The following is a 15,805-nucleotide window of genomic DNA, read 5'->3' as shown; positions in this document are numbered from 1 at the left end:
GAGACAAACTGCGTTTTTACGACTTATTAGAACTTGTGGCGGATACCGACGCGCGCCGTGAACTGGTTCTGGTTCGACGAACCCGTCAGACCGTTGATGCCAGCCGTTGCTGCCGTGACCGTGCCGTCTGCTGCCAGCGTGTCGCCCAGAGCGTGTTGGTACACACCCGTCACGTACACGTCGGTACGCTTGGACAGGAAGTAATCCACGCCGACTGCGCCTTGGTGGTACTGAGCGCGCGATGCGCCAGCGATCGACACGCCGCGCGTGTAGTCATACGCTGCGCCGACCAGCAATGCCGGGGTCAACTGATACTTGAAGTTGAGTTCGGCGTTGTTGAACGTAGCCGATTGACCCTTGTACGCGTTCAGCGCAGCAGCCGAGTACGATGCACCCAGGTTGCCGAAGCGGATGTTCGAGTACGTTGCACCGATCGTTGCAGCGCCGAACGTGTACGCGCCGCCAGCACCGATCACCTGGTACGTGTTAGCCGACTGGAAGCCAGCGTAGACCGGCGAGGTCACAGCCGCGTTCGCTGCCGTAGCCGTGCCGCCGTTGTTGAACAGACCGCCCGATGCCGACGGGGTACGTGCGTTCAAGTAACCGAGGCCAAGAACGAGGGGGCCGTTGTTATAGCCAGCGCCCAACGACCAGATCTGGTTCGACGAGAAGTTGCCTGCAACGCCGCCGAAGCTGTACGTGCCGCCGAACGTCAGGCCGCCGTAGTTCGCGCTCGTGTACTTGACCGTGTTGTTGGTGCGGTACGCGTTGTTGAAGTTGTCGATGTCGCCCGGGTGAGCAGCGATGTAGCCGCCCCACTGGTCGCCGACTTCCAGCGGACCGACGTAGTCGACGACGGAGTCGTACTGACGACCAGCCGTCACCGTGCCGAACTGGCTCGACAGACCGACGTAAGCTTGACGACCGAACATCAGGCCGCCTTGACCCAGCTTGCCGCTGTTCACGTCAAAGCCATTTTCCAACACGAAGACTGCCTTCAGACCGCCGCCCAGATCTTCCGTGCCGCGCAGGCCCCAACGCGAGCCCTGCAGCACGCCGCTGGACAGGTTGTACAGATGTTGACCACCCGTCGGCGTCTTGACGTTGGTGGTCATGTTGAAGCCTTCATCAATAATGCCGTACAGGGTCACGCTGCTCTGTGCATGTGCGACGCCTGCGAATGCGCCCAATGCTGCGAGAGCGAGAAGCGACTTTTTCATCGAATGATCTCCAAGGATTACGAATCTTTTATACAAGGCGAATATTTGTCTGGCGTTGAGGCCTTGCTGGTTCCAACTTCGCGAGAAGTTGCACGTAATGTAACAAAAGGCATACATGGCACAAAGAAAAAGGAGACCGCCTGGAACGCTCCTGTTTCGTTTACGCAACATGGTCTAAAATCAGGAATTGGCCGTGAATTTCATGCGCGTTAAAGGTTTTCGCGGCGTCGATTTTCGCCCGCAAAGCCTTGTCGCACGGGCTTGTGGCTGTAGCGGCCCAGTTGTCGGATGAGGGAGTGCTGAATGTTTCTGGACGAGTTGATTAGCGAGTTTGATCGGGGTTTACGCTCAATGACCGGCGTGTCGCGGATGAGTCGTCCATTACCGGTTCCGCAAGAATCGACGGTGAGCGCAGAGGCTCCCGAACTCTCACCCGCAGAGCGTGCGCATGCCGCTGGATTGATGCGCGTGAATCACGTCGGCGAGGTATGCGCGCAGGCGCTTTACCAGGCGCAAAAGCTCGCGACCCGATCGCCCTCGCTACGAGCCGTGTTCGATCGCGCGGCCGTCGAGGAAGAGGATCATCTCGCGTGGACCGCGAAACGTCTCGAGGCGCTCGATTCGCGTCCGAGTTTGCTGAACCCGCTGTGGTACACCGGCGCGTTGGCGATCGGTCTGGCCGCCGGCCGTCTGGGTGATCGCGTCAGCCTCGGCTTCATGGCGGAAACCGAGCGCCAGGTCGAGCAGCATCTGGATAGTCACCTCGATCAGTTGCCCGCCGCCGACCACGAGTCGCGTGCAATCGTCGAGCAGATGCGAGTGGATGAGGTCGAGCACGGCAAGGCCGCCATGGATGCCGGCGGTATCGAGTTGCCGATGCCGGCGCGCGCGTTGATGCGCGCGGTATCGAAAGTCATGACGCGAACTGCCTATTACATATAAGAACGCATAAGACCGCGCTGAAAACCGCCTTAAATCACCCGCATCGCTGAAAGTGGGACGACGCTCCGCGCGTTGTCCCGTTCAGCCACCCAAAACCCCCGCCGACCCCGCACGATCCCGCCTCACGATCTCTTACATTCCGCGCTGTTCGCCCGCACTTTTCACGTATCACCTTCACAAGTTGCACTAGCTCATTCATTTATAACGGTTTTCCGTTTTATGTCTGACGTGAAGGAGTCGCGCTAAGTCCTTGTTCTAACAAACAAAATTCGCTCAAAAAGCGCCTATCTCCCTTGACCCTCCTTTAGCGTTCCTCTAAAGTGGGAGACAGTGTGAGAAAGTGTATTTTTGTGTGATCTCACGGGTGGTTTCGGGTAGATTTTCAAGAATCGGGTAGCGGACGCGAAAAGCGCCGCAACGGCAATCGGATTGCATGGGGATCGGGTCGGCGCACAGCGCGAGACCGGATCGACAGGGGAGAGCGAAGTGTTCCAAGGGGCGTCGGCGCTGACGCTCGATGCGAAAGGGCGGATGTCGATTCCGTCTCGCTATCGGGATGCGCTGCAAACACAGGCAGAGGGCCGGGTGACGATCACCAAGCACCCGGACGGCTGCCTGTTGCTCTTTCCGCGCCCGGAATGGGAAATCTTCCGCGACAAGGTCGACAAGCTGCCCATGAACGCAGCCTGGTGGAAGCGCATTTTTCTCGGCAATGCAATGGATGTGGATATGGACGGCGCAGGGCGTGTGCTCGTGTCGCCGGAGTTGCGCGCGGCCGGTTCGCTGGAAAAGGAAGTGAATCTGCTCGGTATGGGCCGTCACTTCGAGTTATGGGACGCACAGATTTACGCCGCGAAGGAACAGGCGGCCATCGCCGAGGGCATGCCCGAAGCGTTAAAGAATTTCACGTTCTGATCGCGGCTTACTAGATATGGCACCTGCGATGGGAAACGAATATCAGCATCGCACGGTGCTGTTGGATGAAGCGGTCGGCGCGCTGGTGAATCGCGCGGACGGCGTGTATGTGGACGGTACATTCGGGCGCGGCGGTCACAGCCGCCTGGTGTTGGAGAAGCTGTCGGAGTCGGGCCGTCTGATCGCGTTCGACAAAGACCCGCTCGCCATCGCCACGGCGCAGCAGATCGCGGATCCGCGCTTTTGCATCGTGCACGAGAGTTTTGCTTCACTGCGCACCGCGGTCGCGGAGCGTGGGGTAGGGCGGGTGTCGGGCGTATTACTGGATCTGGGCATATCGTCGCCGCAAATCGACGATCCCGAGCGGGGCTTCAGCTTCCGCGCGGACGGCCCGCTCGACATGCGGATGGACCCGACGCGCGGCGAGTCCGCGGCTGACTGGCTGGCTCGGGCCACGGTGCAGGAACTGACGGAGGTGATACGAGATTATGGGGAAGAACGGTTTGCTTTTCAGATTGCAAAGGCGCTTGTTGCTCGCCGGGCAGAGTCCGACCGTCTTGGGCCTCTCGTCACCACGGGCGAGCTTGCCCAAATCGTGGCAAACGTCGTCAAGACCCGTGAGAAGGGTAAGGATCCGGCAACCCGCACCTTTCAAGCTATACGGATTCACATCAATCAAGAGCTTGCGGAGCTGCAAGTCGTTTTAGAAGCAGCGTTGTCGCTGTTGGAGCAAGGGGGGCGGCTGGTGGTCATCAGCTTTCATTCGCTCGAGGACCGGATCGTCAAGCGATTCATGCAGGCGCACGCCAGTACGCCCGCGGTGGATCGCCGTCTGCCGATCCGCGCCGTCGACCTGCCGAGCCCTCCGCTCAAAATCATCGGCCGTGTGTTCGCGAGCGACGCTGAAGTCGCCGCCAACCCGCGCGCCCGTTCTGCCGTGATGCGTGTGGCGGAGCGGATCGCGCCATGAACCGTCTCAACATCTTCCTGCTGATCATCGTGATGGGTTGCGCTTTGTCCGTGGTGAACGCGACCAATCAGCAGCGTCAGATATTCATCCAGTTGCAGCGCGCCCAATCGCAGGAGCGCCAGCTGCAGCAGGACTATTCGCAGCTTCAATATCAGCAGAGCGCGTTGTCGAAGACCTCGCGCATCGAGCAGATCGCGACCGACTCGCTGAAGATGCAATCGGTCACGACCGGCCGCACCCAGTACCTGACGCTCGATCCGGGCGCCGCGAAGGCCGAGGATGCGCCGATTCCGACTTCCGGTCCGGCGTCGGCGCCGGTGGCGACCCGTCGCGGAGGCGTGCGATGAAAAAATCGTCGACTCGCAAGAGCGTGGCCTTCTCGGCCAATCCGATCCTGTCGGTGCGTCTGCCGATGTGGCGCTCGAAACTCGTCGTGTTCCTGCTGTTCATGGCGTTCGTCGCGCTGGCCGGGCGCGCGTTCTGGATCCAGGGTCCGGGCAACGCGTTCTATCAGCGGCAGGGCGAAATCCGCTATCAGCGCCGTCTCGAACTGCCGGCCACGCGCGGCAAGATTCTCGACCGCAACGGGCTCGTGCTCGCCACGAGTCTGCCGGTGCGCGCAATCTGGGCGATTCCCGAATCGGTGCCGGACGATCTCGGCGCGGACAAGCTCGCCTCCCTCGGCAAGCTCCTCGGCATGACCAATAAGGAACTGCGCGCCAAGCTCTCGGAAGACAAGAACTTCGTCTACGTGAAGCGCCAGGTGCCGGTGGATGTCGCCGAAAAAGTGACGGCGCTGGACATTCCCGGCATTTACTCGCGCGACGAATACAAGCGCTTCTACCCGGAAGGCGAGATCACCGCCCACCTGATCGGCTTCACCAATGTGGAAGACGAAGGCCAGGAAGGCGTCGAACTCGGCGACCAGAAGCTGCTCGCCGGCGTATCGGGCAGCCGCCGCGTGATCAAGGACCGCATGGGCCACATCATCGAGGACGTGGACGAGCAGGTCGTGCCGCACAACGGCGAAGACGTGGATCTGTCGATCGACAGCAAGATCCAGTACATCGCGTACACGAACCTGAAAGCGGCGGTCGAGAAGTTCAAGGCGAAGGCCGGCGCGGCCATGGTGATCGACGTGCGTACCGGCGAGGTGCTGGCGCTCGTCAATTACCCGACGTACAACCCGAACGACCGTTCTCACCTGACCGGTGACCAGCTGCGCAACCGCATCCTGACCGACACGTTCGAGCCGGGCTCGATCATGAAGCCGTTCACGGTGTCGCTCGCGCTCGATCTGCACCGTGTCACGCCGACTACACTGGTAGATACGGGCAACGGCCGCTTCGTGCTGGACGGCGCGCCGATTACCGACGACAGCGGCTTTGGCGTGCTGACCGTCGGCGGCGTGATCCAGAAGTCGAGCAACATCGGCGCGACGAAGATCGCCATGCAGCTCCGGCCTGAAGAGATGTGGAATATGTATACCAGCATCGGTCTCGGCATGGCGCCGAAGGTCGGCTTCCCTGGCGCGGCGGCGGGCCGTCTGCGGCCGTGGAAGAGCTGGCGCCGCATCGAGCAGGCGACCATGTCGTACGGCTACGGTCTGTCGGTGTCGCTGTTCCAGCTGGGCCGCGCTTACACCGCGATCGCGCACGACGGCGAAATCATGCCGGTGTCGATCTTCCGCACGCCTGGCGACCAGCCGGCCACCGGTCCGCAGATCTTCGCGCCGACCACCGCCCGCGAAGTGCGTGCGATGCTCGAAACCGTCACCGCGCCGGGCGGCACGTCGCCGGATGCGGCGGTGCCGGGCTATCGCGTCGGCGGCAAGAGCGGTACCGCGTACAAGCACGGTGCGCACGGCTACGACCATTCCAAATACCGCGCGTCGTTCGTCGGCATGGCGCCGATGCCGAATCCGCGCATCGTCGTCGCCGTGTCGGTCGACGAACCGACGGCGGGCAGCCACTTCGGCGGCCAGGTGTCGGGCCCGGTGTTCTCGGGGATCGTCGGCGATACGCTGCGTTCGCTGAATGTCCCGCCGGATATGCCGGTCAAGCAGATGGTGGTGTCGGACGATTCGGCGCCGCCCGCGCCGACCGTCCCGGCCACGCCGACCACGGTCAAGAAACTTTCCACCAGCGCCGGCGCTAAAAAGATGACGATTTCCGCCACCGCGAAGAGCCATCCGGGAGTCGTGCGATGAGCGCGTTGCGCCAGCATCATCCCGCGCACCGGCTGATCGCCGACGCCCTCGCCTGGCTGCATGCACACGTGCAGCCAGGCGCGCATCTGCACGCCGACACGCGCTCGCTCGCGGCGGGCGACGCGTTTTTCGCCTACGCGGTCGACGGCGCGGACAACCGCCCGTTCATCGACGGCGCGCTCGAACGCGGCGCGGCCGCCGTGCTGGTGCAGCCCGAAGGTTTCGACGGCACGCTCGATCCGGCCGCCATGCTGGCCGTACCGGCCTTGAACGAACTCGCTGGATCGATTGCAAGCGGCTGGTATGGCGATCCGACCGATGCGTTGCTGACGGTCGGCATCACCGGCACGAACGGCAAGACGTCGTGCAGCCAGTGGGTCTCGGCGGCGCTGACGGCGCTCGGCAAACGCTGCGCGATCATCGGCACGCTCGGCACCGGTCTGCCGGGTCAGCTCGTGCACACCGGCTTCACGACGCCGGACGCGCCGCAACTGCAACGCAGCCTCGCGCAACTGCGCGACGCGGGCGCGCAGGCGGTGGCGATGGAAGTGTCGTCGCACGCGCTGCATCAGGGGCGCGTGAACGGCACCGCGTTCGACATCGCCGTGTTCACGAATCTCACGCAGGACCATCTCGACTATCACGGCACGTTCGAGGCGTACGAAGCGGCGAAAGCGCGTCTGTTCGCGTGGCCGGAACTGCGCGCCGCCGTGATCAATCGCGACGATGCCGCCGGCCGCCGCTTGCTCGCCAGCACGCATGGCCACGCCCGCACCATCGCGTACGGCATCGACGATGGCACGACGCAAAACGCGTCGCAAAACACGACACAAAACGCGCCGCAGGCTGACGCGTGGCTGCTCGCATCGAACGTGCGCGCCACCGCCACGGGTACCGCATTCCACCTGAGCACCTCCGGCTGGGGCGACGCCGAGGTCGAAGTGCAAACGCTCGGCGCCTTCAACGTCAGCAATCTGCTCGGCGTGCTCGGCGCGCTGCTGGCCGCCGACGTACCGTTCGACGCCGCGCTCGCCGAACTGGCGAAGCTCGAACCGGTGAATGGCCGCATGCAGCGTCTGGGCGGCCGCTTGCAGAACGACGAACCGCTCGTCGTGATCGATTACGCGCACACGCCGGACGCGCTGGAAAAAACGCTCGAAGCGCTGCGCCCGATGGCGGCCGCGCGCGGCGGCGAACTGATCTGCATGTTCGGCTGCGGCGGCGACCGCGACGCGACCAAGCGTCCGCTGATGGGCGCGATCGCCGAAAAGCTCGCCGACGGCGTGGTGGTGACGAGCGACAACCCGCGCAGCGAAGACCCGCAATCGATCATCGACCAGATTGCCGCGGGCATGCAGGACGCGCACAAGGCGCGCCGGATCGAGGACCGCGCGAGCGCGATCCTGCAGGCGATCCGCGGCGCCGCGCGCGAAGACGTGATCGTGCTGGCCGGCAAGGGGCACGAGGCGACACAGGAAATCATGGGTAAGAAACGCGCTTTCTCCGATCAGGACCACGCCCGCCTCGCGCTCGCCGCGCGCGCGACGCAAGCACGCGGAGGTGGCGAATGAGCATGTTCTCGTTGCGTGAAGCGGCCGCATTGATTCCGGGCGCCACCGTGCTCGGCGACGATAGCGTCGTATTCGAGCGCGTATCGACCGACAGCCGCAGCGCTGGCCCCGGCGATCTGTTCATCGCGATCAAGGGCGAACGCTTCGACGCGCACGACTTCCTGCCGCAAGTCGCGGCGCGCAACGTCTCGGCCGTGCTGGTCGAGCGCGCGCCGGCGGACTGGAACGTGCCGTCGCTGCGCGTGACGACCGACACGCGTATCGCGCTGGGCGCACTCGCGCGCGGCTGGCGTCGCCAGTTCAGCATGCCGCTCGTCGCGGTGACGGGCAGCAACGGCAAGACCACGGTCAAGGAAATGATCGCGTCGATCTTCGCGGCGGCGGTGGGCGAACCCCAGCGTCTCGCGACGGCCGGCAACTTCAACAACGACATCGGCCTGCCGCTCACGTTGTTCCGCCTGCACGCCGCGCATCGGCTCGCGGTGGTCGAACTCGGCATGAATCATCCGGGCGAGACGTCGTTGCTTGCGAAGATCGCCGAGCCGACGGTCGCGGTCGTGAACAACGCGCAGCGCGAGCATCAGGAATTCATGGCGACCGTCGAAGCGGTCGCGCTCGAACACGCGAGCGTGATCCACGCGCTGACGCCCGAAGGCGTCGCCGTGTTTCCCGCCGACGATGCGTACGCCAGCATCTGGCGTGTCGCGGCAACCGGCAACCGGATCGTCGATTTCGCGCTGAATTCGGCCGATCGCGTGACCGAAGCCGCCGTCACCGGCACCTTCGACGGCAGCCGTTTGAGCATCGATACGCCTGAAGGCCACCTCGACGTCACCTTGCAGGTGCTCGGCAATCACAACGCGCACAACGCACTGGCCGCCACCTCGGCAGCGCTCGCCGCGGGCGTGCCGCTCGACGCGATCCAGCGCGGCCTCGAATCGTTCGGCGCGGTGAAGGGGCGTCTGCAGGTCAAGCGCGCGGCGCTCGGCGCATTGGCCGGTGCCACCGTGATCGACGACACCTACAACGCCAATCCCGACTCCATGCGCGCCGCGATCGACGTGCTCGCGTCGCGCGCATCGCCGCGCGTGCTGGTGATGGGCGACATGGGCGAAGTCGGCGACAACGGCCCGGCGTTCCACCGCGAAATCGGCGCATATGCGAAGGAACGCGGCATCGATGCGCTGTACGCGATGGGCGACGCTTCGCGCGACGCCTGCACCGCGTACGGCGCGCACGCGCATCACGTGGCCGACGTCGGCACGCTGGTCGCGCAATTGCAGCAGGCCGGTTTCGGTTCTGCCGCAACGCTTCTCGTGAAAGGCTCGCGCTTCATGCAAATGGAACGCGTGGTGGACGCCGTTACGAGTCCACAACCCAACGCAGCGGGCACGACGCCCGCCGCACATTGAAATAGAAGGACCGAAGCATGCTACTGGCGCTGGCGCAATGGCTGCAGAATGACGCAAGCTTCTTGCGCGTGTTCAGTTATCTGACTTTCCGTGCGGTGATGGCGACCATCACCGCGCTGCTGATCGGGCTCGTCTGCGGCCCTGCGGTGATTCGCAAACTGACGGCGATGAAGGTCGGCCAGGCCGTCCGTAAAGACGGCCCGCAAACTCACCTCGTCAAATCGGGCACGCCGACCATGGGCGGCGTGCTGATTCTGCTCGGCATCGCGGTGGCCACGCTGCTGTGGGCCGATCTGACCAACCGCTTCATCTGGATCGTGATGCTCGTCACGTTCGGCTTCGGCGTGATCGGCTGGGTCGACGATTACCGCAAGGTGGTCTACAAGGACCCGCGCGGCATGTCGTCGCGCGAAAAGTATTTCTGGCAATCGTTGATCGGCCTGTTCGCGGCGGTGTATCTCGCGTTCAGCGTGTCCGAAGCGAGCAACGTGCGCGTGTATGACCTGTTCATGGCGTGGGTGCGCAGCGGCCTGTCGATGGGTCTGCCCCCGCACGCCGACCTGATGCTGCCGTTCATCAAGTCGATCAGCTATCCGCTCGGCGTGTGGGGCTTCATCGTACTGACGTATCTGGTGATCGTCGGCGCGAGCAACGCGGTCAATCTCACCGACGGTCTCGACGGCCTCGTGATCATGCCGGTCGTGCTGGTCGGCGCGTCGCTCGGCGTGTTCGCGTACGTGATGGGCAGCTCGGTCTACTCGAAGTACCTGCTGTTCCCGCACATCGCGGGCGCCGGCGAATTGCTGATCTTCTGCTCGGCGATGGGCGGGGCAGGGCTCGCGTTCCTGTGGTTCAACACGCACCCCGCGCAGATGTTCATGGGCGATGTCGGCGCGCTCGCGCTCGGCGGCGCGCTCGGCACCGTCGCGGTGATCGTGCGCCAGGAAATCGTGCTGTTCATCATGGGCGGCATTTTCGTCGCCGAAACGCTGTCCGTGATGCTGCAGGTCACGTGGTTCAAGTTCACCAAGCGCCGCTTCGGCGAAGGGCGGCGTCTCTTCAAGATGGCGCCGCTGCATCACCATTTCGAATTGTCGGGTTGGAAGGAAACGCAGGTCGTGGTGCGCTTCTGGATCATCACGCTCATGTTGTGTCTGTTCGGTTTGTCCACGCTCAAATTGCGTTAAGCAGGTTCTAGAGGAAGCAGGCGATGTTCGGCGAGAAGTTTCGGGATCGGCAAAAGCCGATGGTGCTCGTGCTGGGACTGGGTGAATCCGGTCTCGCGATGGCGCGCTGGTGCGCGCGGCACGGCTGTCGGCTGCGTGTGGCCGATACGCGCGAGGTGCCGCCGAACCTGTCCGCGCTCGAAGCGCATCGCGTCGACGCCGAATTCGTCGGCGGCCCGTTCGCGCCGTCGCTGCTCGACGGCGTCGAACTGGTGGCGATCAGCCCCGGCCTGTCGCCGCTCGCCGCCAATCTGCTGCCCTTGATCACCGCCGCGCGCGAGCAGGGCATTCCCGTGTGGGGCGAACTGGAACTGTTCGCCCAGGCGCTGGTGACGCTCGGCGAGAGCGGCTACGCGCCGAAGGTGATCGCGATCACCGGCACCAACGGCAAGACCACCACCACCAGCCTGACCGGCCTGCTGTGCGAACGCGCCGGCAAGAAGGTCGCGGTGGCGGGCAACATCAGCCCGTCGTTGCTCGACAAGCTGATGGAATCGATCGACGCCACCGCGTTGCCCGAGGTGTGGGTGCTCGAACTGTCGAGCTTCCAGCTCGAAACCGCGCATACGTTCGCGCCGGATGCCGCCGCGGTGCTGAACATCACGCAGGACCATCTCGACTGGCACGGCGGACTCGATGCGTACGCCGCCGCGAAGGGTCGCATCTTTGGTACACAGACGGTTCGCGTGCTGAATCGCGACGACGCGCGCGTCATGTCGCTCGCACCTTCCGCGGAGAGCGATGCCGACGTCGTGACGTTCGGCGTCACCGAGCCGAAGAATGTGGGCGACTTCGGATTGCAGCGCGATAACGGCATCGTGTGGCTGGTCGAGGCGCACGACCGCGACGCGAACGACGAGCCGGCGCCGAAGCGCCGCCGCAAGAACGAAGCGCTCGCGCAGCCGGACATCGCGCTCAAGCGCCTGATGCCGGCCGACGCGTTGCGGATTCGCGGCCTGCACAACGCCGCCAATGCGCTCGCCGCGTACGCGCTCGCGCGCGCCGTCGGTCTGCCGGGCGCGCGGCTGTTGCATGGTCTGCGCGAATACCGTGGTGAGCCGCATCGCGTGGAACTGATCGCGTCGATCGACGGCATCGATTACGTGGACGACAGCAAGGGCACCAACGTCGGCGCCACGGTTGCCGCGCTCGATGGTCTCGCGCAACGCGCGGTGCTGATCGTCGGCGGCGACGGCAAGGGTCAGGCATTCGATCCGCTCGCCGCGCCGGTGATGCGCTGGTGCCGCGCGGTGATGCTGATCGGCCGCGACGCGCCGCAGATTCGCGCCGCGCTCGAACACACCGGCATTGCGATGACCGATCACGCGACGCTCGAGGACGCGACGCGCGCCGCGAGCGCGCTCGCGCAACCGGGCGACGCGGTGCTGCTGTCGCCGGCCTGCGCGAGCTTCGACATGTTCAAAAGCTATGCGCACCGCGCCGACGTATTTCGCGGCACGGTGGAAGAAATCGCTGCCGAACGGGGGACGATGATATGAGCTGGTCGGAACGCTTCGGATCACGCACGGCGGGCGCCGGCGCCGGCGATGCTAGCGGCGGCGGCGGCGGCGGTGCAGGCGGCGGTGCGCGCAGCGGCGGACGCACGGGCGGCAGCGGACTGGCGAGCGCCGTCAACGGCGTGCGTCCGCTGCGCTCGCGCATGCTCGATTACGACCACTCGCTGCTGTGGGTGGTCGTCGCGCTGCTGGGGCTCGGCGTCGTGATGGTGTATTCGGCGTCGATCGCGATGCCGGACTCGCCGAAGTACGCGTCCTACCGCGACTGGGCGTTCCTCGCGCGGCAGATCCTGTTCGTCGTGCTGGGCTCGGTGATCGGCGTGGTGTCGTTCCGTATTCCGATCTCGACGTGGGACAAGTACGCGCCGAAGCTTTTCCTGATCGCGCTCGCCGCGCTGGTGGTCGTGCTGATTCCGCACGTCGGCAAGGGCGTGAACGGTGCGCGCCGCTGGATTCCGCTCGGCATCACGAACATGCAGCCGTCGGAAATCATGAAGCTCGCGGTGACGATCTACGCGGCGAACTACACGGTGCGCAAGCAGGAATACATGCACAGCTTCGCCAAGGGCTTTCTGCCGATGGCTTTCGCGGTCGGCGTGGTCGGCGCGTTGCTGCTGCTCGAACCGGACATGGGCGCGTTCATGGTGATCGCGGCGATCGCGATGGGCGTACTGTTCCTCGGCGGTGTGAACGGCAAGCTGTTCGGCGGCCTCGTCGCCACCGCGGTGGGCACCTTCAGTCTGCTGGTGTGGGCGTCGCCGTGGCGGCGCGAGCGGATCTTCGCGTACCTCGATCCGTGGGACGACCGTTACGCGCAGGGCAAGGCGTATCAATTGACGCACTCGCTGATCGCGTTCGGGCGCGGCGAGTGGTTCGGCGTGGGCCTCGGCGGCAGCGTCGAAAAGCTCAACTATCTGCCGGAGGCGCATACCGACTTCATCCTCGCGGTAATCGGCGAGGAACTGGGGTTCGTCGGCGTGCTGGTGGTGATCCTGATGTTCTACTGGATCGTGCGCCGTTCGTTCGAGATCGGCCGTCAGGCGCTCGCGCTCGACCGCACGTTCGCCGGTCTGGTGGCGAAGGGCGTCGGCATCTGGTTCGGCGCGCAGACCTTCATCAACATGGGCGTGAACCTCGGTCTGCTGCCGACCAAGGGTCTCACGCTGCCGCTCGTCAGCTACGGCGGTTCGGGCATCTTGCTGAACTGCGTGGCCGTCGCGGTGCTGATGCGCGTGGATTACGAAAACCGGGTGCTGATGCGCGGAGGCAAGGTATGAGCGCTCGCCCGCAACGCACGCTGATGGTGATGGCCGGCGGCACCGGGGGACACGTGTTCCCGGGGCTCGCGGTCGCGCATCTGATGCAGGCGTGGGGCTGGAAGGTGGTGTGGCTCGGCAACCCCGCGGGCATGGAAGCGACGCTGGTGCCGAAGCACGGCATTCCGATGGAGTACGTGCGCTTCGGCGGCCTGCGCGGCAAGGGCCTGAAGACCAAGCTGATGCTGCCGCTGAATCTGCTGCGCGCCTGCACGCAGAGTCTGTCGGTGCTGCGTCGCGTGAAGCCGGATGTGGTGCTCGGCATGGGCGGCTACATCACGTTTCCGGCGGGCCTGATGACCGCGTTGAGCGGGCGTCCGCTGGTGCTGCACGAACAGAATTCGATCGCGGGTCTCGCCAACAAGGTGCTGGCGAAACTCGCGCGGCGCGTGCTGGTTGCGTTCCCGAACGCGCTGCCGCATGGCGAGTGGACCGGAAACCCGATTCGTGAGGAACTTGCGCGCGCAAATGCACCCAAAGCACGCTACGCGCAACGCAGCGGCCCGTTGAATGTGCTGGTGGTGGGCGGCAGCCTCGGCGCGGCGGCGTTGAACGAAGTGGTGCCGCGCGCGGTCGCGCTGCTGGCGCCGGAAGAACGGCCGCGCATCGTGCATCAGGCGGGCGCGAAGCATATCGACGCGCTGCGCGGGAATTACGCGGCGGCGGGTCTGCAGGCAGGCAACGACGGTGTGAGCGGCGATGGCGCGGCAAGCGCCGTCGAACTCGTGCCGTTCATCGACGACATGACGAGCGCGTACGAGAACGCGGATCTGGTGATCTGCCGCTCGGGCGCGATGACGGTGTCGGAGATTTCGGCGGTCGGCGTGGCGGCGTTGTTCGTGCCGTTCCCGTTCGCCGTGGACGATCACCAAACTACTAATGCAGCGTTCCTCGCCGGCAACGGCGCGGCGCTGGTCGTGCAACAACGCGATCTGTCGGCGCAGATGCTCGCCGACTGGTTGCGTAGCCAGACACGCGAAACGCTCGCGGAAATGGCGGAGCGTTCGCGCTCGCTCGCGAAACCCGACGCCACGGAGCAGGTCGCGCAGATCTGCGCGACTGTGGCGGGTTCGACGGCGGGCGCGAGCCCCGAAGGAAAGCAATGAAACACATCGTCAAACACATTCACTTTGTCGGCATCGGCGGCGTCGGCATGAGCGGCATCGCCGAGGTGCTGGTCAACCTCGGCTATCAGGTGAGCGGCTCGGATCTGTCGAGCAACGCGATCACCGATCGCCTCGCCAACCTGGGCGCGCGGATCGCGATCGGTCACGCGGCGGAGAACATCGAAGGCGCGAATGCGGTGGTCGTGTCGACCGCGGTGCGCAGCGACAACCCGGAAGTGCTGGCCGCGCGCCATCGCCGCATCCCGATCGTGCCGCGCGCGGTGATGCTCGCGGAGCTGATGCGCCTGAAGCAGGGCATCGCGATTGCCGGCACGCACGGCAAGACCACCACCACCTCGCTGGTGGCGAGCGTGCTGGCGGCGGGCGGGCTCGATCCGACCTTCGTGATCGGCGGCCGGCTGATCAGCGCGGGCGCGAATGCGCGGCTCGGCACGGGCGACTTCATCGTCGCCGAAGCGGACGAGTCGGACGCGTCGTTCCTGAATCTGTTCCCGGTGATCGAAGTCATCACGAACATCGACGCCGACCACATGGACACCTACGGCCACGATTTCGCGCGGCTCAAGCAGGCGTTCATCGAATTCACGCACCGTCTGCCGTTCTATGGAATCGCGGTGCTGTGCGTCGACGATCCGAACGTGAAGGAGATCCTGCCGTTCGTGTCGAAGCCGATCATCCGCTACGGTCTCGCGCCCGACGCGCAGGTGCGCGCGGTCAACGTCGAGGCGCGCGACGGCAAGATGCATTTCACCGCGATGCGCGAAGACGCGGCGCCGCTCGACATCGTGTTGAACCTGCCGGGCGAGCACAACGTGCAGAACGCACTGGCCGCGATCGCGATCGCGACTGAACTTGAAGTGAAAGATGCCGATATCCAGCGAGCGCTGGCGGACTTCAACGGCGTGGGCCGGCGCTTCCAGCGTTACGGCGAAGTGCCGGTGGTGAGCGAGGACAAACCGGCCGGCGCCTACACGCTGGTCGACGATTACGGCCATCACCCGGTCGAAATGGCCGCGACGGTGGCGGCGGCGCGCGGCGCGTTTCCGGGCCGGCGCCTGGTGCTGGCGTTCCAGCCGCACCGTTTCACGCGTACGCGCGACTGCTTCGAAGATTTCGTGAAGGTGCTCTCGACGGTCGACGCGCTCGTGCTGACCGAAGTCTATGCGGCCGGCGAAGCGCCGATCGTCGCGGCGGACGGCCGCGCGCTCGCTCGCGCGCTGCGCGTGGCGGGCAAGGTCGAACCGGTGTTTGTCGATTCGGTGGATGAAGTGCCGGACGCGCTGGCGGCAGTGGTGCGCGACGGCGATGTGGTGATCACGATGGGCGCGGGTTCGATCGGCGGTGTGCCGGGTCGCCTCGCTCAGGAAACCAGGGTGTGAG

13 protein-coding genes are annotated in these 15,805 nt (G+C 65.0%); 12 read left to right on the top strand and 1 reads right to left on the bottom strand.

Annotated elements, in window-relative coordinates; genetic code table 11:
• Positions 1–26: 26 nt before the first annotated feature.
• Positions 27–1,220 carry a porin gene (locus tag LFL96_RS17250; protein ID WP_280996423.1) on the bottom strand — a complete coding sequence of 398 codons (1,194 nt, stop codon included), beginning with the start codon at positions 1,218–1,220 and terminating at the stop codon, positions 27–29.
• 303 nt (positions 1,221–1,523) lie between these two features.
• On the opposite strand from LFL96_RS17250, the gene coq7 reads away from it, so the two are divergent.
• From coq7 to murC, 12 genes are all read left to right on the top strand, one after another.
• A complete protein-coding gene (gene coq7 / locus LFL96_RS17245; RefSeq protein ID WP_280996422.1) occupies positions 1,524–2,162 on the top strand; it encodes a 2-polyprenyl-3-methyl-6-methoxy-1,4-benzoquinone monooxygenase in 639 nt (212 codons plus the stop codon).
• Between the two features lie 486 nt (positions 2,163–2,648).
• Entirely contained in the window at positions 2,649–3,077 is a 429-nt protein-coding gene (mraZ, locus tag LFL96_RS17240) for a division/cell wall cluster transcriptional repressor MraZ (protein ID WP_025647927.1), read from the top strand.
• 16 nt (positions 3,078–3,093) lie between these two features.
• Complete coding sequence (gene rsmH / locus LFL96_RS17235; RefSeq protein WP_280996421.1) at positions 3,094–4,047, top strand: 16S rRNA (cytosine(1402)-N(4))-methyltransferase RsmH; 954 nt, start codon at positions 3,094–3,096, stop codon at positions 4,045–4,047.
• A complete protein-coding gene (gene ftsL / locus LFL96_RS17230) occupies positions 4,044–4,394 on the top strand; it encodes a cell division protein FtsL (RefSeq protein ID WP_280996420.1) in 351 nt (116 codons plus the stop codon). Before rsmH ends, ftsL begins: the two co-directional genes overlap by 4 nt.
• Positions 4,391–6,256 (top strand): penicillin-binding protein 2, encoded by a 1,866-nt coding sequence (locus LFL96_RS17225; RefSeq protein ID WP_280996419.1) that lies wholly within the window; start codon positions 4,391–4,393, stop codon positions 6,254–6,256. Before ftsL ends, LFL96_RS17225 begins: the two co-directional genes overlap by 4 nt.
• On the top strand, positions 6,253–7,827 hold the full coding sequence (locus LFL96_RS17220) for a UDP-N-acetylmuramoyl-L-alanyl-D-glutamate--2,6-diaminopimelate ligase (RefSeq protein ID WP_280996418.1): 1,575 nt from the start codon (positions 6,253–6,255) through the stop codon (positions 7,825–7,827). Before LFL96_RS17225 ends, LFL96_RS17220 begins: the two co-directional genes overlap by 4 nt.
• The gene (gene murF / locus LFL96_RS17215; protein ID WP_280996417.1) at positions 7,824–9,239 is read left to right on the top strand and encodes a UDP-N-acetylmuramoyl-tripeptide--D-alanyl-D-alanine ligase; all 1,416 of its coding nucleotides are present in this window, start codon (positions 7,824–7,826) and stop codon (positions 9,237–9,239) included. The genes LFL96_RS17220 and murF overlap by 4 nt, the downstream gene beginning before the upstream one ends.
• 17 nt (positions 9,240–9,256) lie before the next feature.
• A complete protein-coding gene (gene mraY / locus LFL96_RS17210) occupies positions 9,257–10,426 on the top strand; it encodes a phospho-N-acetylmuramoyl-pentapeptide-transferase (protein WP_280996416.1) in 1,170 nt (389 codons plus the stop codon).
• A gap of 23 nt (positions 10,427–10,449) precedes the next feature.
• Entirely contained in the window at positions 10,450–11,964 is a 1,515-nt protein-coding gene (gene murD, locus LFL96_RS17205) for a UDP-N-acetylmuramoyl-L-alanine--D-glutamate ligase (RefSeq protein WP_280996415.1), read from the top strand.
• Positions 11,961–13,259, top strand: coding sequence for a putative lipid II flippase FtsW (ftsW, locus tag LFL96_RS17200; RefSeq protein ID WP_280996414.1), 1,299 nt, complete (start codon positions 11,961–11,963; stop codon positions 13,257–13,259). The genes murD and ftsW overlap by 4 nt, the downstream gene beginning before the upstream one ends.
• Positions 13,256–14,404 (top strand): undecaprenyldiphospho-muramoylpentapeptide beta-N-acetylglucosaminyltransferase, encoded by a 1,149-nt coding sequence (murG, locus tag LFL96_RS17195; RefSeq protein ID WP_280996413.1) that lies wholly within the window; start codon positions 13,256–13,258, stop codon positions 14,402–14,404. The genes ftsW and murG overlap by 4 nt, the downstream gene beginning before the upstream one ends.
• A complete protein-coding gene (murC, locus tag LFL96_RS17190; RefSeq protein ID WP_280996412.1) occupies positions 14,401–15,804 on the top strand; it encodes a UDP-N-acetylmuramate--L-alanine ligase in 1,404 nt (467 codons plus the stop codon). Before murG ends, murC begins: the two co-directional genes overlap by 4 nt.
• The last annotated feature ends 1 nt before the right edge of the window (position 15,805 follow it).

This window comes from Paraburkholderia sp. D15 (assembly GCF_029910215.1).
In the GTDB taxonomy this organism is placed as follows: Bacteria; Pseudomonadota; Gammaproteobacteria; order Burkholderiales; family Burkholderiaceae; genus Paraburkholderia.
This window is presented reverse-complemented; position numbering and strand designations above follow the sequence as displayed.